This is a genomic window from Amycolatopsis sp. w19 (assembly GCF_051373225.1).
GTDB lineage: Bacteria > Actinomycetota > Actinomycetes > Mycobacteriales > Pseudonocardiaceae > Amycolatopsis > Amycolatopsis japonica.
On sequence record NZ_JBPQFM010000002.1, the window covers coordinates 101912 to 120916 of the forward strand.

Here is a 19005-nt window from a genome sequence, read left to right on the forward strand (position 1 = left end):
GTAGGACGAACACGCCTGGGGGCAAGGTCAGTGTCTGCGTCATCCGCTCCGAACCCGACCGATGGAACGAGCCTGTCGACTGTACTCGATCTGGTTTCCACCGCAAGACAGGAAGTCTTGACCACCGCTACGGGCGGTTCGCCGTGGTTCGGCGGGACGGTCACCGCGGCCGCGCGCCGCGGCGCCTTCCCGCCGCACGTCCGGGTGCGGCTGCTGTGCACGACACCGGCGGAGCACGCGCGCGGCGAGATCATCGAGGCGGTGCGGCACGGGCTCCGGGTGAAGGTCACCGATCGGGCGATCGAAGAATCCCTTTTGATAGACCGCAGACTGGCGCTGGTCCCATCGGGTGGCGACGGCGCCAAAAGCTTGCTCATGGTGACCACGCCGACGTTGATCAGCGCCCTCGCCGACGCCTTCGACCCTCGCTGGGAGGAGGCCACGCCCTGGGAGATGACGTCCGCTCGGCCGGACGAGTTCGAACAGGCGATCCTGCGCTGCCTGGTCGACGGACTGACCGATGAAGCGGTCGCGAACCGGCTGGGCGTGTCCGCGAGGACCGTTCGGCGGTACGTGAACGTCCTCATGGCCCGCGTCGGCGCGAGGAGCCGGTTCGAACTCGGTTTCCGGGCGGCGGAATGCGGGTGGCTTCCCGCCGACGCGGTCGGCTGAAGCGACTGTCCGGTACCGGCCGCATTCTTCGTCCATTGTGGATTGATCATTACCGGCGTCGCCGATCGGGATGTCTTTCTCCGGTCGCCGAGTCCGCTTTCGGCCAAATTCTGGTGGCGTCCGCCGGAACCGACCTAGATTCCGTTCCGGATCGTCTCGAATTCACGTCCTGATTGGACAAGCCACGTGACCACTCCGACTCTCCGCCACGACATAGTGCTCACCGGTGCCGTCATGACCCATCCGCGGCGGCCGGGACTCACCGGCCGCCTGCTGGCCGCCGCGCCCGCCGGGGCGCTGCGACCGGTCGCCGATCCGGAGCCCGCCGGACCGCCGACCGCCCTGCGCACCGCGATCCGGGCCTGGTCCGCGATCGCCGAAGGCACGACCCACCACCTGGTCCTCCAGGACGACGCCGTTCCCGCCGACGGCTTCTTCGACCACGCCCGGGCCGCCGTCGCGGCCGCGCCCGACGCCGCGATCGCCTTCTACACCAACTGGAACTCCCGCAACGGCGCCGCCGTGCGGCTCGCCGCACTGGCCGGGGCGAAATGGGTCACCGCGACCCACGAGTACACCCCGACCGTCGCGCTGGCCCTGCCCGCCCGGATCGCGGCCGGTTTCGCGGATTTCGCCGAAGCGCACGGCTCGACCTGGCCCGACGACGTCGTCATGTCCCGGTACCTGCGCGCGGCCGGGGTCCCGGTGCTCCTGGTCGCGCCGAATCTGGTCGAGCACGCGGACGAACCCAGCGTCCTCCGCAACGACTCGCACGGCTCGCGGCGGTCGGCATGCTTCGCCGCCCCGCCCGGCGACGACTGGTCACTCGGCGCGGGTCCGCTCGATCCCGACGTCATCCCGTTCTTCAAGCACGGGATCGCCCAGTGCGTCGTCCGTGAGGGCGGAAGACGGACGACCATCGACGCCGAGCGGTACTTCGGCCGGGCGGGTTGGGATTTCGACGCCTGCCAGAAGCAACGGCTCGAAGTCACCGGGTCGGTGTTCGGCGCTCTCGACGATCTGGAACGGCATCTCGGCGAAGAAGCCATCGAAGGACTCTGGACCACGGCCTACCTCCTCGGCGCACTCGGGACCCGCGGCAGGCTCGACCGGGTCGGCTCCCTCGCGCTGGGCACGATCGGCGCGGGCGGAGTGTGCACCACCGTCGGCGCTTCCACGCTCCGGACGCTGCGGCCCGCTCTGTCCGAATTGGCCCGTCTCGGCCACGAGGCCGGTGCCCGGGCACGGCGTTCGCCCGCGCCCCGGCGGGAACGCGTCGTCGTCACCGCCACCCACCGCCCGCTCGGCCGGGAGATCGCGCGTCATCTGGCCGATCGCGGATACGAGGTCCTTGACGAAAACGACGGGCCGGACGTCGACGCCGTGGTCCACGTCGCCGAACCCGGTTCCACGCTCCCTCCCGTGACGGCGCGGCACGTGGTCCAGGTCTGTCCTCCCGGCGCGCCCGTCCCCGCCGCCGCACCGGGCACCAGCGTCCTGCGGACCGGTTCGCCGTACGGGCCCGGTATCGAGGGCTATTCCGTCCTGGAGACGTTCACCCGGCAAGCCCTGCTGGCACAACCGATCCGGGCCGACGTCCCGGCGCGGGCGACCCACCGGCCCGCCTACATCCGGGACATCGCGCTCGCCGTGCACCACCTCCTGCACCAGCCGGCGCCTCGGCGGACCGTCGCGACTCCGTCCCCGCTGACCAGCCGGGAACTGGCCGACGTGGTCGCCCGGACCGTCCGGCGGGTTCCGGTCAGCTGGCCGTCGTCGCCGCACGGCCCTTCCGCCCCTCGTCTCGTCGCCGACGAACCGGCGACGGAACTCGATCAAGGCATCCGCGCACTCGCCCAATGGCTCGCCTACGAAAAGGACGAAGCATGAAAGTCGATCGTCTCTCCCAGCCGGGTGACGGCCTGGTCAACGAGGATCTGGTGCTCTCAGGCCGGTATCACGCACTGGTCATCGACGGCGCGACGGCGGAACCGGGCGCGGAGACCGGCTGCGTGCACGACGTCCGCTGGCTGGTGGCGAGGCTCGGCACCGCGCTGGACCGGCTCCTCGTCGAACGTCCGGCCGAAGACCTGCGCGCCGTCCTCCGCGCGGCCATCGAGTCGGTCCGCGACGCCCACTCCGGCACCTGCGATCTCGGCAATCCCTGCGGCCCGACCGCGACCGTGGCGATCCTGCGCGAACGGGACGGCTTCGCCGACTACCTGGTGCTCAGCGATTCGGCGGTGGTGCTCGAACGGCTCGACGGCACCGTCGAGGCCGTCATCGACGACCGGATCGACCGGCTGCTGCACCTGTCCTGGCAGGAGGTCCGGCCCCTGCGCAACGCGCCCGGCGGGTTCTGGGTCGCGGGCAGTGATCCGGCCGCCGCCGACCAGGCCCGCACCGGCACCGTGGAACTCTCGCGGCTGCGGCGCGCCGCGCTCCTCACCGACGGCGCGTACCGGCTCGTCGAACGCTACGGGTGGACCTGGCACCAGCTGCTCGACGTCGCCGAGCTCGACGGCCCGGCCGCCGTCGTCCACGAGACCCGCCGTGCCGAACTCCGTACTGCGCCGGGCCACTTCGCCGGGAAACACCACGACGACGCGACAGTCGCCTTCTGCCGGTTCGAGACCACCGCCGCTCCCCTGACCCGCCCGACCCACGAGGTGACGAAATGACCCGGTTCCCGGTCCGCTTCACCGGCAAGACGGCTCGCTCCGGTCCGCTGGCGTTCGGCCACGCGAACATCGTCCGCGCCATCACCCTCGACGACGATCCGACGCGGCTCAACCTCGCGATGGTGTTCGACATACCCGGCGCGCCGGTGGACCAGGTCGCTGGCTGGATCCGGGTGCTGCTCGAACGCCACGAGTCGCTGCGGACGACGTACTCGTTCGGCGACCGGACGCTCCAGCACGTGCTCGCGGAAGGCGAGGTGGAGGTCGAGGTCGTCGAGAGCGACGGCGACGTCCGCCGGACGGCCGAGAGCACCGCGCGCGCCCTGCGGTCCCGGGTCTTCGATCTGACCGCGGAGCTGCCGCTGCATCTCGCCGTGGTGACCGAGAACGCCGTCCCCCGCCGGCTCGTCTGGGTGGTGAGCCACGCCGCGATGGACGTCGCCACCTGCGAACTCCTCCTCGGCGAATGGACCGAGCTGGCCGCCGGGCACGAGCTGCCCGTGGACGACTCGCCGCAGCCTCTCGATGTCGTCGAACTCGAGAAGACGCCCGCGGTGCAGCGGCTGGGACAGGCGGCGACGCGGTACTGGGAAAGCAAGCTGCGCACGGTTCCGCAGGCGATGTTCCCCGTGCCCGCCACCGGAACCGGCTTCCTCCGGCCCGGGCTGCGAGTCCGTTCACGGGCCGCGATGGGCCATATCGCGGCGATCGCCGAGCGGACCAGCGCGAGCCCCTCCGCCATCGCCCTCGCCGCGCTCAACGCGCTGATCGCGCACTGGACCGCGCAATCCGCCTGCGTGACGACGTCGTTGTCCGGTAACCGGGTGCTCAAGCAGTTGCGCCGCTTCTTCGGTTCGATGGCGCAGGACGCGCTGCTCCCGGTCACCATCCCGGAGAGGTTCGACGAACTGGTCCACGCCGTCCGCGCCGCTTCCGTGCCCGCGTACCGGCACAGCTGGTTCGAAGCCAACGCCATCTGGGAAGTGATCACCCGCGTCACCCACGAACGAGGCTTTTCCTTCGCCAGGGATCTCGTGTTCAACGACATGAGCGCGCTGGGCGACGCGGCGGTCGGCGAGCCGCCTCGCGCCGCTTACGGCAGGCTGCCATCGGTGTGGCTGCCGGGCGGACCGGACGTCGAAGACGACCCCGACATCGGTGGCACGCTGGAACTACTGCCGCAGGAGGACATCCCGACCCGCTTCTTCGGCTGCCTGTACCGCCTCGACACGGAACTGGATCTGACGCTGTGGGTCGACCCCGCCTGTCTCGACACCTCCGAGGTGACCGAGTTCGGCCGCGGCCTCCTGGCGTTGTTGCGCGCGGCGGCCGAGGCGGATCTTGCGGTGAAGGAACTGCATTCGCTCACCACGCTCGCCCCCGTCGAACGCGGGGAAGGCTGGTACCTCTCGGACTCGTGCTGGGTCGAGCTGGACGCAGTCCGGGAACTGGTCTCCGACGTCCTCGGTGACCGGCCGCATCTGGTGACCGCGGAGCCCGACGACGTCCTGGGTCACCGGCTGGTGTGTCACCTGACCGGCCCGGCGACGCCCGCGGACCTGCACGCCGAAGTACTGGCCGCGCTGCCGGGACGGCCGACCGCGCTGGCACCGCACCACTACGTGATCTGCGCCGAGCCTCCCGCCGATCCGCTGGATCCGGACGCCTGGACGGCCACGGCCATCGACTCCGCGAGCGGGCGGGAGCTGCCGGTATGAGTCACGACACGGAAACCCTGACCGGTGAAGGAAAACCGGCCGCCGGACGGCTCTGGTCCGGCAACTTCAAGCTCTACCTCACCGCGCGCAGCGGGTCGATGCTGGGCGACGCGATGCTGCCCGTCGCACTCTCGATCGCCGTGCTGGCGGCGGGTCACGGGATCGACGGCGTCGGCTACGCCCTCGGCGCGTGGATGGGCGCGCTCGCGCTGTTCATGCTGTTCGGCGGCGTGCTCGCCGACCGGTTCACGCCGCGCCGGATGATGATCATCGCCGACCTCGTCCGGCTGGTCGTCCAGGGCGGGATGGCGGTCGCCTTCGCCGTCGGAACGCCGTCGCTGCCGACGATCGTGGTCCTGCAGTTCCTCAGCGGTGCCGCCACCGCGTTGTTCCAGCCCGGTGTGGCGAGCATGGTCCCGCAGGTCGCGGAGGACGTCCAGGGCGCGAACGGCATCCTGCGGATTTCCGAGGCGATCTCGGGCGTGCTCGGCCCGGCGCTCGCCGGTGTGCTGGTCGCCGTCGCCGGAACCGGGACCGTGTTCGGGATCTATGCCGCGACGTACGGGATCAGCGCCATCTGCCTGTTCGCCCTGCGGCTCACGCCGGTCAAGTCCACTGAGGACAGTGAACCGTCGTTCTGGCGTCAGCTGGTCGAAGGCTGGCGGGAGTTCGCCGCCCGGGGCTGGCTCTGGGGCGTGATCGCGATCCACCTGGTGTACGGCTGTTTCGTGGCGGGCGTGTCCCTGCCGGTCGGCGCGGACCTGGTCGTCTCGGACTACGGTTCGACGGCGCTGGGCATCGGGATGGCCGCCTTCGGCGCGGGCGGGGTCGCGGGCGGCGCGGTCGCGATGCGCGTCCGCCCGGGCAGGCCGCTGCTGTCCGGGGCGATCGGCTGGGCGTTGTTCGCGCTGTACCCGATCACGCCCGCGGTGGGACTTCCGGTCGCCTTGCTCGTCGCCGGCTGGACGCTGGCCGGTTTCGGCCTCGCCTACTGGGGTGTCCTGTGGTCCACCACGGTCCAGACCCAGATTCCCGCGGAACTCCTGAACCGGGTCTACGCCTACGACGTCTCGGGGTCGCTGCTCGCGTTGGTGCTGGGCAGGTCGCTCGCCGGGCCGATGGCGAGCCTCTTCGGCGCACGGCCACTGATGATCCTCGCGACCGTGCTCGGGCTCGTCTGTACCGTGCTGCTGCTCGCGGTCCGCTCGATCAGGGACCTGCGAAGTGCTCAGTGACCGGATCGAGACCGACGAGTTCGCCGTCGAGGTCTACGAACGGATCCTCGACGGCGACGGGCCCGCGGAGATCGCGGACCGGCTCGGTGTCCCGGCGGCCGAGGTGGACCGCGCGTTCGGCCTCCTGCGGCGGCTGCGGCTGATCAGGGAGACCCGGAACGGCGAGGTCGTCGCGGTCAATCCCGACAGCGCGCGGACCGAACTGCTGCTGCCACTGGAACGGGCGATCCACGACCAGCGCAGCCTGCTGCTGGCCCGGCGGCGGCAACTGCGTTCGTTCGCCGACGCCTTCGGCCGCGCGGAACAGGCGAACCCGCGCCACTCGCCGATCCAGGTCTCGCGCGATCCCCGCGAAACCGAGTTGCGGCTCGTCGAAACGGCGAACGGCTGCAAGTCCGAAGTGCTGATGATGCAGTCGTGCGTGGCGCACGAGCCCCCCGAAGCGCGGCACCTGCGGCCGCTCGTACTGGACGCGCTGCGGCGCGGGATCCGCGTCCGGGTGCTGTATCCGCACGCGGCCCGCGCGGACGCGGCGACCCGGTCGTTCCTGTGCAACGTCGCCTCCCTCGGCGGCCGGGTGCGGACCTCGGACGAGATCTTCGACCGATTCGCCGTCTTCGACCGCGAGGTCGCGTTCCTCCGGGCCGGGCTCGAAGGCGACCAGGCCGTCGCGATGGTGCACGGGCCGGTGATCGCGCGGTTCCTCGCCGGGACGCACGACCGCGGCTGGGAATCCGGCACCGACTTCGATCCCGGCCGGTCCGGTTACGACGGCACCCTCGACGTCGTCAAGTCCCGGGTGCTGGACCTGCTCGCCGCCGGCCTCAAGGACGAGGTGATCGCGCGCCGGGTCGGCCTGTCCGAACGGACGTTGCGCAGGCACATTTCGGCGATGATGCAGGAACTCGCCGCGGAGAGCCGGTTCCAGGCGGGCGTCGCCGCCGCGCGGGCGGGTCTGGTCGCCACCACCACTCGGTCGTGAGTGGCGATTCGAAGGCAGGGCAAAGGTGGCGTGTTGCGAAAGCCACTTTCGCAACGTTGAAGGTTGGGAAAGTGGCTTTCGCAACGTCAGCGGACTGTCCGAGTGGTTGCACCGTATTTCCGACACATCCCCACCAGGAAGGATCTTCCATGCGACCGAAGAATCTGGCCTTGCGGCTGGGGCTGTGCCTCGCCGCGGTCCTGGCATTGCTCCCCGCCTCGCCCGCTTCCGGGACACCGGAGACCGAGGCCGCCCCACCACCGGATCGGCCGGTCCTGGAGGCGTTCTGGGGCGGCACGCCGCCCGCCGATCAGGTCCCCTGGGAAATGCTGAACACCATCAGCTACTGGTTCGCCTCACCGGCGGGCGGCCGGTGCAGCACCCCGGACGCCAAGCAGCGCAAGGACATCGAAAGCCTCGCGGCGGTGAAACGTCGTCATCCCGACCTGACCGTGCTGATCTCCATCGGCGGGTGGGCCGCACCGGGATTCGGCGCCGGCGCCGCGACCGCGGAATCCCGGCGCGCCTTCGTCAGGTCCTGTGTGGACAACTGGCTGAGCGCGTTCCCGACCGGACTGGTCGACGGATTCGACGTCGACTGGGAGTTCCCGGTCTCCGGAGGGCTGCCCAGTATCGGCAACTCGCCGGCCGACCGCGCGAACTTCACCCTGCTGCTCAAGGAATTCCGGTCACAACTGCAGCGCTATGCCCGTGACCACGGCAGGCCTGCCCGCGCCATGAAGCTGTCCGCGGACATCCCCGCGGGCCGTGTCCAGGACGACGGCACCGGAACCGGCGGCGCGCCCTACGACGCGTCCAACAGTTTCGACCTGCGTGAAGTCGGCAGGCTCGTCGACATCTTCAACCTGATGACCTACGACTTCTGCACGGGCTACTCGAAGTTCTCCTGCTTCAACGACCCGTTGGTCAAGCGGCCCGGTGATCCGAACGACGAGTACAACAACAACGTCGGCGCGCTGAAGTACATGGCCGACCACGGTGTCCCGCGCGAGAAGGTCGTCCTCGGCGTTCCCTTCTACGGCCGGGCGTTCACCGTCACTTCGACCGCCAACGACGGCCTCTACCAGCCGTACACGGCCATGCAGTTCCTCGACTACAAGGTCCTCATGGGCCCGGAGTGGGCCGGTGACCCCGGATTCCGCAAGGGCTGGGACCCGATCGTGCGCTCGCCGTACCTCTGGAACCCGGAGAAGAAGATCTGGGTGAGCTACGAGAACCCCCGGTCCATTCAGGACCGCTCGCTGTTCGCGAAACGCCACCGCCTGGCGGGCATGATGATGTGGGAGCTGGGCGCCGACGATCCGCAGCACAGCCTTCTCGCCGCGATGACCGGGCCCTGGCTCCGGCCCTGATGGAAGGGCCGGCGGTCGCCCGACGTGGGAACCGCCGGCCTCCGCGGCAGAGGACAAGGGGGCTCTGGCAGTACCTGTATCGCCAGGGGCTCCCAGACGTCCAGCACGCCTGCCAGCCTGTTCGAGTCGGCTTCACACGACAGAACGGACGTAGACCCATGGCGGGCAACCAATTCACCACTCACTCAGGACTCTTCGATCTGAGCGGGAAGTACGCACTTGTCACCGGCGGAACCAGGGGCATCGGGATGATGATCGCGCGCGGCCTTCTGCAGGCGGGCGCCCGAGTCGTCGTCAGCTCACGCAAGGCGGACGCGTGCGCGGAGGCACAGCGTCTGCTCTCCGAATTCGGCGACGTTCAAGCGATCCCCGCCGACCTGTCCAGGTACGACGAGTGTCAGCGCCTCGCGGATCTCGTCAAAGCCGGCTCGGACCATCTGGACATCCTCGTCAACAACGCCGGAGCGATGTGGCGCGAGCCGCTGGAGACGTTCCCCGCCGAGGCCTGGGACGCGGTGATCGACCTCAACCTCAAGTCGCCGTTCTGGTTGGTGCAGGCGCTGCTGCCCGCGCTGCGCAGGGCGGGTACCGCCGATGATCCCGCGCGGATCATCAACATCGGCAGTATCGCCGCCATCCACGTCGCCGAGGCGCCCAACTATTCGTACGCCGGCAGCAAAGCGGCACTCCATCAACTCACCAGGGTGCTTGCCAGGGAACTGGGCCCACAGCACGTCACGGTGAACGCGATAGCCCCAGGAGTGTTCCCGTCGCGGATGATGGCGGCCACGATCGACGCCATCGGCGACACGATCGCGGCGAAGACACCTCTGCGCCGCATCGGCCGTGACGACGACATGGCAGGCACCGCCGTGTTCCTCTCCGGCCGGGCGGGGTCTTATTTGACGGGCGCCATCGTCCCGGTCGACGGCGGCATCGCGACGACCGCGTCGGGTACTTAGGGGTACCAGCAGTACCTCCCTTCGCCTGTGGACACCGGCCTACAGTGAAAAGGTGACCACGATCGACCTGCGCACCGAGATCAAGGAATTCCTGAGTTCGCGTCGCGCCCGGATCACGCCGGAGCGGGCCGGACTGTCCGCTTACGGCGGCAACCGCCGGGTCAAAGGGCTGCGTCGCGAAGAGGTAGCTCTCCTGGCCGGGGTATCGGTCGACTACTACGTGCGGATGGAGCGCGGCAGCCTCGCCGGCGCCTCCGACGGGGTGCTCGGCGCGTTGGCCTCCGCCTTGCACCTCGACGAGGCCGAACGCGATCACCTGTTCCACCTGGCGCGGCGATCCAAGGCACCCACTCGCCGACGGCGACCCGCCGTGACGGTGCGTCCCGCGCTTCAGCAGGTTCTCGACGCCATCACCGACGCACCGGCGTGGATTTGCACCGGCCATTACGACGTGCTGGCCATGAATCACCTTGCCCGCGCGCTGTATTCACCAGTACTGGCCGACCCGCGACGACCGGCGAACACCGCGCGGTTCGTGTATCTGGATCCCGAGGCGGCGAAAGCGTTCTTTGTCGACTATGACCGGATCGTCCGCGATGTGGCCGCGAAGCTACGCATGGAAGCCGGCCGCGATCCGCACGACGAGGAGCTGATCGCCCTGGTCGGTGAGTTGTCGACGCGCAGTCAGCTGTTTCGGCGACGGTGGGCGTCTCAGGACGTTCAGCTCCACCGGTCCGGACGCAAACGTCTGCACCATCCCGTAGTGGGCAGGCTCGACCTGGACGTCGAGTCGATGGAGCTGCCTGCCGAACCCGGCCTGCTCCTGACCGTCTACACCGCACCCGCCGGGACGACGACCGCGGACGGCCTGGCCCTCTTGGCGTCGTGGGCGGCCGGTCAGGAGAAGCCGACGACCGAGATCACCGCCTGGGCTCATCGAGGGTCCGTTTGATGACCTCCAAACCGCGCGACATCGCCTCGGCCATCGGCGCGGCCAAGTCGTCGGGGAGGACGTCGCGGGCCCACACCAGCCGGCACCGCCGTTCGCCGTCGGCGAAGACCTGCATGGAGGCGTTGTCGTGGTCCGGCCGAACGGTGCCGCCGATCACCGCGTAGACGATCCGGCGCGTGTCGTGGTCGACGGTGACGCATCGCTCCCGGACCACCGTGCCGTCGGCGAAGGTGACGACCCGGCAGCCGTCCTCGATCCGGGTGTCCACCACGAACCCCGGTGCCATCCGCGATGGACCCGTGCTGAAGTCGCCGATCACCTCCCACACCGCTTCGGCGCTGGACTCGACCATGATTTCGTCGCTGAGGGAAGCCATATCGCCAACCCTGCCCGAACCCGTCCCCCAGGTCTTGAAGATCCTTGCGGAACTGTCGGACCCTCCACGTAGCCTCCGCGGGTGCTCTCCTTCCTCGGGCTCGCGGCCCGCCCGGAGTTCGCCATCGCGGACGTGGACTGCCGAGACGATCACCGCGGCTGGTCGGCTGAGTGGCCACGCGAGGACGTGCGGCTCGTGCTCGTGCGCCGCGGCGGGTTCCGTCGCCGGGTCCGTGGCGTCCACGTGGACCTCGACCGCACCGTCGGCTACCTCGGAATGCCCGGTGATGAGGAGTACTTCGCCCATCCCGCCGGCGGCGACAGGTGCACGTCGATCAGCCTGACCCCCGCGTTCTGGCGCGCGATGGCCGGCGACGCACCACGGCTGGAACGCACGTCGCTGTATGTGGACGGCGGGCTCGACCTCGCCCACCGGCGGCTCCTGGCCGCCTCCCGGGCCGCCGACACGGACTACGCGGCGACCGAAGGACTGATCAGCCTGGTGACCGAGGCCGTCCGGCAGGTCGTGGCCACCACGGTCCCGGAGAGCGATCCGGCGGGCACCGGTGACCGGACACTGGTAGCCCGAGCTCGCAGCTTGATCGGCGACGGTCACCCCGCCGCGGAGGGCCTGGTCCCCCTCGCCACCCTGCTGGGTGTCTCGCCGTACCGGCTCAGCCGGGCCTTCACCCGCGAACTGGGGGTTTCCCTGACCCGCTACCGCAACCGCGTCCGCGTCGCCCGAGCGCTGGACCGGTTGGAGGCGGGTGAGCCCAGCCTGGCCACCCTCGCCGCCGACCTCCGGTTCGCCGACCAGGCGCACTTGTGCCGAACGATGCGCGAACACCTGGGGCACACCCCGACCGCGCTACGCGGCCTGCTCACCACGGTCGAACGACAGCACCGATAGGCCGTACGGATGCATCGAGCGGCAGTTTCCGCGCTTTCAGTCCCGTTGGCGAGTGAGGTCACATAGTTTGCAACCGGCGCACTTGTCCGTCCACAAGTAACCGGGGAGAGCAGCCGGACACCCCGGCGAATCTTGCCCGGCATCGCAGCCGCAGGGCTTCCCACCTCGACCGTGGGTGGCCGGGTGCTCCTCTTGACCGACATCACTCTTCTTGCCCAGTAAGGGATTCAGCATGCGCAAGTGGATGACCAGATTACTCGTGGCGGGCGTGCTCGCCACGACCGCCACGGCCACCGTCACGGCGGTCGGCACGGCCGGCGCGGCCGACGGTGTCTCGACCGCGGCCGCCGAGTCGACGTTCCCTCTCGCCGACCCGGACACCGTCCAGGCTAAGGACGGCTCGTACGTCACCTACGGCACCACGGTCGGCGCCGGTGTCGGCGACCGGTGCGGCGTGACCGGGAAACTGTTCGTGCCGGTGCTCGTGCACGGCTCCGGCAACACCGTCGGCGTGGGCACGTGCGCGTCGGCCGACGCCCTGCCCAACGGGCCGGGTAGCTGGGCGGAGGGCAACGTCTGGGCGCCCGGCGTCGTCCGCTTCGGCGACACCTACTTCATGTACTACACCGCGTCCAAGCGGGGCTCCGGCCAGAAGTGCCTCGGCCGCGCCGTCTCGGGCAGTGCGCGGGGGCCGTTCACCAACCCCGTCGAGTGGGCCTGCCCGGGCAACGGCCGCTGGGCCATCGACGCGAACCCGTTCGTCTCGGGCAGCTCCATGTACGTCGCCTACCGGGACGACGCGATCACCTCGTACCCGGAGACCGGTATCTCGGTCGTGCGCACCCAGTCCAACGGCATGGCGGACTGGGACACCCGCCGGGACGCGTTGAAGAGCACCGACATCGGCTGGGAGACCATCCGGATGAGCGGCGGCACGCACGTGATCGAGAACCCGTCGATGTTCAAGTCCGCCGACGGCTATTGGTACCTGGCCTACTCCGGCAACAACTGGGACAGCGCACGGTATGCGACCGGCATCGCCCGGTGCGGCACCGGCCCGATCCCGTCGACGCGCTGCACACCGCGGCAGAACGGGGCCGAGCGGCCCTACTTCGGGTACACCGGCACCGGCGGCCTCAACCCCTACCGCGGCCTGCCCGGCAACCACCCCGGCCCCGGCGGGATGGACTTCTTCCAGGCGGCCAACGGCCAGTACCACGCCGTCTACCACTGGTGGAACGGCACTCGCCGGTTCCCGATCGTCGCGACGGTCCTCCGCAACGACGGCGGCTTCTACCTCAGTTAAGGGCCCCGATCCGGCCGGTTTACGAAGGGGTCGTGAGTGTTTTGGGTCGTTCTAACGACCCAAAACACTCACGAGGCGGCACCTGCGACCGAACCACCGCTCCCGTAGCCGGCCGGGGGCGAAGGCTCCTTTCGTCGCGTCAGACTCGGTGAAGGGAGCCTTCAGCCCACACCACTCCGCTAGTGCCTACTGACGCAGGTTGGATCAGCCACAGCCGCGCTCCGCGTAGGTACTTAAGACACCCTTGGCTCTAACGACTCAAAACACTCACGACCCGAGCCAAAACCGTTCAGGCCCTCTTGCCATCTGACCCGCGCCCGACAATCGGGGCGGGGTCGGCGAGCTTTGCCCAGCCGACATCGGTCTTCGCCACCTTTGCCGGCCGGGCCGCGGAGGTCAGGTGAAGATGATGTCCGAGCAGGAGTAGAAGGCCTCGCCGGAATCGGGCCAGTGGCGTTGCCAGATCGAATAGATCAAATGCCTGCCGGTCCGCCCGCCGGGCAGGTTCGCCTTCAACTGATAGGCGTTGCCGGCGATCGGCGGGTTGTTCTGCTTGTAGAACGGGGTGTCTTCCAGGTCGGACCACTTGAGCGGTTTCGTCGGGTCGTAACCCGGCTTGGTGACATACAGCTCGAAGGTGCCCGGGTGCGCGGCGGTCAGCTGATACCGCAAGGTGTACGGGCCGCTGGCCGGCATCGTGGTCGCCGGCCAGTCCGCACGGGCCAGATCGAGCCCCTTGTACTTGGCCCGGCCGGCACTGCACAGCTTGCCGTCCGGGATGATCTCGCGGCTACGGCCGCTGGCGTCACCGATGTTGACCTCGTCCCAGTCGTAAATCGGCCAGCTGTCGCCCACCGCGATGGCGGCCTTGCACGCGGCGGACCGCGGATTCTCCGGACCTTCCTGGAAACAGCGCATGATCCGGCTGATCGGAGTGCCCATCGAGCCATGCGCGAGCGCGGGAACGGCGGTGAACACCGAGACCGCGCCGAACACCGCGGTCAATACCGCGACTTTCACCACAGAGCGGGAAAACTTCATCGCAAGAGTCCTCTCATGAGAGGTCTAGACCATGCCACGGTAGGCGCCCGGCGCACCGGCGTGTAGGACCGAAAGTCGGGTTCGGGCTCCGGTCACGTCGATGTCCCGGAAGGCTGGGCCCAGTTCACGCGCGAGTCCGGCAAATCGGTTGATCACAACGCAGCGGCCATGACACGCTGCCACAGCCGACCGCAGGAGCTGCTCTTGACCGTGAAACCCACCCCGGCGATCGACATCGCGTTGGCGAGGCGTCTGATCGACACGCAGTTCCCGCAGTGGTCCGGGTTGCCGTTGCTTCCGTACGCCCCGGCGGGCTCGGATCATGTGATCTACCGGCTGGGCGAGAACCTGTCCGTGCGGCTACCTCGCCACGACGGCGCGATCGAGCAGGCGCCGAAGGAAGCCGAGTGGTTGCCCCGGCTGGCCCCGCACCTGCCGCTGGCCGTACCCGTACTGGTGGGAGTGGGAGCGGCGGACTTCGGCTATCCGTGGCCATGGGCGGTGTCGCGGTGGCTGGACGGCGAGGTGGCGACCGTGGACGCCCTGTCCGGCTCGCACGAAGCCGCAGTGGCGTTGGCCGGGTTCCTGACCGCGCTCCACCGGATCGACGCCGGAACGACCCCGGATCTCACCGGTCGCCCGCTCGCCACTCGGGATAAAGCGACGCGGCTCGCCATCACGAACGTCGGCGATGCCTTCGACACCGCGGCGATGACCGACCTGTGGGACACCGCCCTCGCCGCCCCCGGCTGGGGCGGTCCGCCGGTCTGGTTCCACGGCGATTTCCACACCGGCAACCTGTTGACGACCAACGGCCGCCTCAGTGCTGTCCTCGATTTCGGGGAACTCGGCGTCGGCGATCCGGCTCGCGATCTGATCATCGCCTTCACCCTCATGTCAGCCGAAACGCGAGCCACCTTCCGCGCCGCGCTCGATATGGACGACGCGACCTGGACCCGCGGTCGTGGTTGGGCCTTGGCCACCGGTTTGAACGCCTATGTCTCCTACGCCGCCGTGAACCCCCGTGTCGCCGCGCAGACCACCCGCCAGATCACCCAGGCCCTCCTCGGTTGAAAGACGGCGGTGGCTCGGGCAGCACGGCGGTCATCGCGCCGTCCACGGTGACGGTCTCGCCGGAGACGTACCTGGCCCGTTCGCCGAGGAGGAAGGCGATCACGCTCGCGACGTCGTCCGGTCCGGCGAGCTCGCCGGACGGCTGGAGCCCGGACAGGGTGTCGCGGGTGCCCGCGTCCCGCCAGCGATGCGCGTTCCGCGGCACCATGACGAACCCCGGCCGGACGGTGTTGCAGCGCAAGCCGCGCGGTCCGAGTTCCACGGCGGCCGCGCGGCCCAGCGCCTCCAACGCGGCCTTGGCCATCGCGTACGGGGCCTGTCCGCCCCAGGCCAGACCGGCGTGGATCGAACTGACGAGCACGGCCGCGCACGGCCTTCCCCCGGCGCGGGCGACCAACTGCTGCAACGGTTCCAGCGCCGACACCGCGCCGATGTCCAACACTTTGCGCAGCGCGTCCGCCGTCTGTTCGGTGAAGGGGGCGCGATGCTCGCTCAGCAGGCAATGCACCAGTCCGGTCACGTCGCCGAGTGCGTCGAACGCGGCACCGATCACGGCCGGATCGCTCGCGTCACCACGGATCCACGGCACGCCGGTGTGTTCCGGTGGCGGTGGCGCGACGTCCACCACCGCCACCGGCCGTCCCTCCGCCTGCAACGCGCGGACCACGGCCGAGCCGATGCCGCCCGCGCCGCCGAGTACCACCACACCGCTCACGACCACTCCCCACTGGTGAAGAAGGCACGCACGACGAGTCCCGCCGCCGCGACGACCAACGGATTGCCCCGTGCCAGTGGCCGGACCAGCGCCCGGGGCGGAGTCGTCTCGACGCGAGCGCGCACCGCGTCGAGCCATCGGTCCGACGGCGCACCGCTGCCGCCGAGGACGATCAGGTCCGGCCGCATCAGGTCGTACACCGTGTCGGCCACCAGAGCCACCTGCGCGCTGCGTCCCTCGAGAAGCCCCGCCGCAGCCGGATCCGTGTCCGCCAAGCGGATCAGCTCCGTCAGCGAGGTCGCCGCGACCCCGGCGGACCGGGCGGCGGCGAGCAACGCCACGTCCGTCCCGCATTCGCCGAAGCGCCGGTGACCGCCACCGGCGAGCTCGGGCACGAGGAGGCGGCCGAAGTCGCCCTGAACGATGCCGTTCGAGCAGGTACCCACCGGACGGCTGAGGAACCCCGTCTCCGTGACGTTGCCGATGAACAGATACGACACCTCGTGCCCGCCGAGCCCCGCGCCGAAGGTGAGTTCGGCACCCAGCAGGGCGGCCACGTTGCCGTCCACCACGACGTCGAGCCCGGTCCGCTCACGTAGCACGTCGGAGACCCGGACGTCGGCCCAGCCCAGCACGTCGTTGCGCACGACCCGGCCGGTCGCCCGGTCCACCTCACCGCCCGCGGTGACCCCGATGCCCAGCACCGGTCCCGGCGCGGCGTCCGCCACCCCGGCCGCCAGTTCCGCGGCGTGCCGCAGGGTGGCGGCGCTGTCCGCCGGGATCGCGCGTCTCGGAGTGCGTCTTGACGCAGTGCCCGGACAGGTCGATCAGCCCGAGCGTGGTCCGTTCGAGGCCGAAGTGCACACCGACCGCGTACCGGCTGGACGAGTCGAGCGCCACCGGCACCCGGGGCCTGCCGACCCGGGCACCGGTGGACCGCTCGGCGAGTTCGCGGACGACACCGGCGGACAGCAAAGGCTCGATGATCCGGCTGACGCTGCCGTGGTTGAGGGACAGCTCCTTCGCGATGTCGCCGCGCGCCAGCGGACCGCTCCGGACGAGCAACTGGAGCACGGCGGCCGTGTTGGCCTGCCGGGCTTGGCGCGGCCGGCTTCCGGTGTGACCTGGGTGGTTCATCGTGACTCCGGTTTCCCGGACTCGACACCGTTGGTCTCCTCGAGCTCGACACCGGTGGTGGCCAGCCACGGCGACAGCAGCACGATCACCGCGCTCACCAGGAACGCGCAGGCGTACCACGCGACGACCGTGATGCCGTGCTTCTGCGCCAGCATGGGTGCCAGGAACACGTTGAGCGCGATCGCGAGCCGGGTCACGCACTGCGCGATACCGGATCCCAGGCCCCGCAACGAAGTGGGGAACGCCTCGGTGCTCCACACCCAGGACAGCACGCCCGGGCCGAACCAGGTCAGCATGGCGTACACGACCCAGAAGGCCACCAGTCCGACACCGGCGCGCTCGCCGGTGAACGCGATTCCCAGCCCGGCGCCGAACACCCCGAGGCACGTCCACACGCCCAGCCAGCGCCGTTTGACGCGGTCGATGATCGCGGCGCCCGCGACCACGGCGATCAGCCCCACCACGAAACCCAGCAGGGAGAAGTAGAGGGTGTTGGAGACCCCGATGCCGGTGCTGATGATGATCAGCGGTCCGGCGACCGTCGCCACCGCGCCGCCGAAGGCCTGGATGGCGAAGAAGGCCGTGACCGTCGCCAGCCGCCGCCAAGCACCGCCGGACACCAGCATCCGGTAGCTCCGCCGCTCCGGGACCTCGTGTTTCGGCGGTTCCAACCCGAGCGCGTCGTAGATCCGCCGCGCCTCCTCCACGCGACCACGCGCGCTCAGCCAGCGGGGTGACTCCGGCAGGAACTGCCTCGCCACCAGGACCGCGGCCGCGGGCAGCGCGGCCAGCCCGAACAGCCACCGCCAGGTCTCGTCGCCGAACAACGGCTGGAGCGCGAGCGCGAGCAACACCGATGTGACGGCGCCGCCCAGCCACATCATGTTCGGCAAGCTGCCCGCGATCCGGCCTCGGCGGGATTCGGGCGCGATCTCGGTGAGGAAGGCGTGGGAGGTCGGGATGTCCATCCCGACCGCGACACCCAGCACGAACCGGGCCGCGACCAGTTGCCACACGTCCTGGACGAACGCCGCGGCGAGGGAGGCCACGACGAAGACCGCCAGGTTGATCATGAAGATCACCCGGCGGCCGAACCGGTCGGACAGATCACCGAAGACCACCAGGCCGAGCGCCGTGCCGACGAACGCCGCCGCTGTCACGAGGCCGACCTGGGAGGCGGTGAGGTGGAACGACGGCTTGAGGAACAGGACGGCGGCGCCGATGACGAGCAGGTCGTAGCCGTCGATGAACTCGCCGAACGCGACGAGCCTGCCGGTCCAGTTCCGCACGAACCGCGCCCGCCTCGGCGACATCGTCGACCGGCTCGCCATCCCTGACACCATCCGGATTCCTCCCCGCCCCGCTTTTCGTGCGACGAACACCAAATTAGGAGCGGGTCCGCCGCCTCCGCCCGTATCCGGCGGCTTCGGGGACGATCGGTCTGCCGAGTCGGGCCGATCGGGCAAGCACCCGGTTCTCCACGGAGAACCGAGGAAAGGCCACCACGCACACTGAGGTAGCCCGGCCGGGTGAGCGGCACCCCGGACAGGTCGCCGCTTGCAGCAATTTCGGTCTCGCCATCAAACTGTTACCCCGAACGGCCTAAGGGCGTCGTATCTTTCGGACCACCACCTCTGACGGTTACCACCTAACGGAAGAGAACACGAAGGAGCCCGCATCTTTCCCGCGGTCGGCGCGGTCGCGGAAGCACCCCAAAGGTGCGGGCGAGGCGAAACCCGTTTTCGCCGAGGCGCGTCATCCGCGCGGAGCCCGGACGTTCACCGGGATGGCGCGACATCGTGAAAACTCGCTGGTAGCGCACGAAACCGCACCGCCCGCTCCGTCCGATATGGACGCCGAGGCGACGCGTCG

The 19005-nt window shown here is 69.8% G+C and carries 18 protein-coding genes; 12 read left to right on the forward strand and 6 right to left on the reverse strand.

Annotated features, from left to right (window positions below; genetic code table 11):
- Positions 1–117: 117 nt before the first annotated feature.
- The 9 genes from ACSMFO_RS05050 to ACSMFO_RS05090 all read left to right on the forward strand — a co-directional run bounded on the left by ACSMFO_RS05050 (position 118) and on the right by ACSMFO_RS05090 (position 10575).
- Complete coding sequence (locus ACSMFO_RS05050; RefSeq protein ID WP_436457148.1) at positions 118–672, forward strand: helix-turn-helix transcriptional regulator; 555 nt, start codon at positions 118–120, stop codon at positions 670–672.
- Positions 673–858: 186 nt separating this feature from the next.
- Positions 859–2562, forward strand: a complete 1704-nt coding sequence (locus ACSMFO_RS05055; protein ID WP_436457149.1) for a hypothetical protein — start codon at positions 859–861, stop codon at positions 2560–2562.
- Positions 2559–3353: a protein phosphatase 2C domain-containing protein gene (locus ACSMFO_RS05060; protein WP_436457150.1), complete on the forward strand. Its 795-nt coding sequence runs from the start codon at positions 2559–2561 to the stop codon at positions 3351–3353. The genes ACSMFO_RS05055 and ACSMFO_RS05060 overlap by 4 nt, the downstream gene beginning before the upstream one ends.
- Positions 3350–5071 (forward strand): condensation domain-containing protein, encoded by a 1722-nt coding sequence (locus tag ACSMFO_RS05065; protein ID WP_436457151.1) that lies wholly within the window; start codon positions 3350–3352, stop codon positions 5069–5071. The genes ACSMFO_RS05060 and ACSMFO_RS05065 overlap by 4 nt, the downstream gene beginning before the upstream one ends.
- On the forward strand, positions 5068–6306 hold the full coding sequence (locus ACSMFO_RS05070; RefSeq protein ID WP_436457152.1) for an MFS transporter: 1239 nt from the start codon (positions 5068–5070) through the stop codon (positions 6304–6306). Before ACSMFO_RS05065 ends, ACSMFO_RS05070 begins: the two co-directional genes overlap by 4 nt.
- A complete protein-coding gene (locus tag ACSMFO_RS05075) occupies positions 6296–7288 on the forward strand; it encodes a LuxR C-terminal-related transcriptional regulator (protein WP_436457153.1) in 993 nt (330 codons plus the stop codon). Before ACSMFO_RS05070 ends, ACSMFO_RS05075 begins: the two co-directional genes overlap by 11 nt.
- 149 nt (positions 7289–7437) lie before the next feature.
- Entirely contained in the window at positions 7438–8661 is a 1224-nt protein-coding gene (locus ACSMFO_RS05080) for a glycoside hydrolase family 18 protein (RefSeq protein ID WP_436457154.1), read from the forward strand.
- A gap of 158 nt (positions 8662–8819) precedes the next feature.
- Positions 8820–9623 carry an SDR family oxidoreductase gene (locus ACSMFO_RS05085; RefSeq protein ID WP_436457155.1) on the forward strand — a complete coding sequence of 268 codons (804 nt, stop codon included), beginning with the start codon at positions 8820–8822 and terminating at the stop codon, positions 9621–9623.
- 52 nt (positions 9624–9675) lie between these two features.
- Positions 9676–10575: a helix-turn-helix transcriptional regulator gene (locus ACSMFO_RS05090; RefSeq protein WP_436457156.1), complete on the forward strand. Its 900-nt coding sequence runs from the start codon at positions 9676–9678 to the stop codon at positions 10573–10575.
- Here the strand turns inward: ACSMFO_RS05090 and ACSMFO_RS05095 are convergent.
- Positions 10544–10951 (reverse strand): SRPBCC family protein, encoded by a 408-nt coding sequence (locus ACSMFO_RS05095; RefSeq protein ID WP_436457157.1) that lies wholly within the window; start codon positions 10949–10951, stop codon positions 10544–10546. The two genes, ACSMFO_RS05090 and ACSMFO_RS05095, sit on opposite strands and share 32 nt — an antisense overlap.
- Before the next feature lie 81 nt (positions 10952–11032).
- On the opposite strand from ACSMFO_RS05095, the gene ACSMFO_RS05100 reads away from it, so the two are divergent.
- Together ACSMFO_RS05100 and ACSMFO_RS05105 are read left to right on the forward strand one after the other, a co-directional pair.
- Positions 11033–11860, forward strand: coding sequence for a helix-turn-helix domain-containing protein (locus ACSMFO_RS05100; RefSeq protein WP_436457158.1), 828 nt, complete (start codon positions 11033–11035; stop codon positions 11858–11860).
- A gap of 244 nt (positions 11861–12104) precedes the next feature.
- On the forward strand, positions 12105–13166 hold the full coding sequence (locus tag ACSMFO_RS05105; protein ID WP_241832653.1) for a family 43 glycosylhydrolase: 1062 nt from the start codon (positions 12105–12107) through the stop codon (positions 13164–13166).
- A gap of 396 nt (positions 13167–13562) precedes the next feature.
- Here the strand turns inward: ACSMFO_RS05105 and ACSMFO_RS05110 are convergent, their stop codons facing one another.
- On the reverse strand, positions 13563–14207 hold the full coding sequence (locus ACSMFO_RS05110) for a lytic polysaccharide monooxygenase auxiliary activity family 9 protein (RefSeq protein WP_436457159.1): 645 nt from the start codon (positions 14205–14207) through the stop codon (positions 13563–13565).
- Positions 14208–14417: 210 nt separating this feature from the next.
- Between ACSMFO_RS05110 and ACSMFO_RS05115 the strand changes: the two genes are divergently transcribed.
- Positions 14418–15281, forward strand: a complete 864-nt coding sequence (locus ACSMFO_RS05115) for an aminoglycoside phosphotransferase family protein (RefSeq protein ID WP_436457623.1) — start codon at positions 14418–14420, stop codon at positions 15279–15281.
- Here ACSMFO_RS05115 and ACSMFO_RS05120 read toward each other — a convergent pair.
- The 4 genes from ACSMFO_RS05120 to ACSMFO_RS05135 are packed head-to-tail and all read right to left on the reverse strand — an operon-like array spanning position 15259 to position 18476.
- Entirely contained in the window at positions 15259–15996 is a 738-nt protein-coding gene (locus ACSMFO_RS05120) for an SDR family NAD(P)-dependent oxidoreductase (RefSeq protein ID WP_436457160.1), read from the reverse strand. The genes ACSMFO_RS05115 and ACSMFO_RS05120 overlap by 23 nt on opposite strands.
- Positions 15993–16724: an ROK family protein gene (locus tag ACSMFO_RS05125; protein WP_436457161.1), complete on the reverse strand. Its 732-nt coding sequence runs from the start codon at positions 16722–16724 to the stop codon at positions 15993–15995. The genes ACSMFO_RS05120 and ACSMFO_RS05125 overlap by 4 nt, the downstream gene beginning before the upstream one ends.
- The gene (locus ACSMFO_RS05130) at positions 16669–17133 is read right to left on the reverse strand and encodes a hypothetical protein (protein ID WP_436457162.1); all 465 of its coding nucleotides are present in this window, start codon (positions 17131–17133) and stop codon (positions 16669–16671) included. Before ACSMFO_RS05130 ends, ACSMFO_RS05125 begins: the two co-directional genes overlap by 56 nt.
- Positions 17130–18476 (reverse strand): MFS transporter, encoded by a 1347-nt coding sequence (locus tag ACSMFO_RS05135; RefSeq protein ID WP_436457163.1) that lies wholly within the window; start codon positions 18474–18476, stop codon positions 17130–17132. The genes ACSMFO_RS05130 and ACSMFO_RS05135 overlap by 4 nt, the downstream gene beginning before the upstream one ends.
- Positions 18477–19005 lie beyond the last annotated feature (529 nt).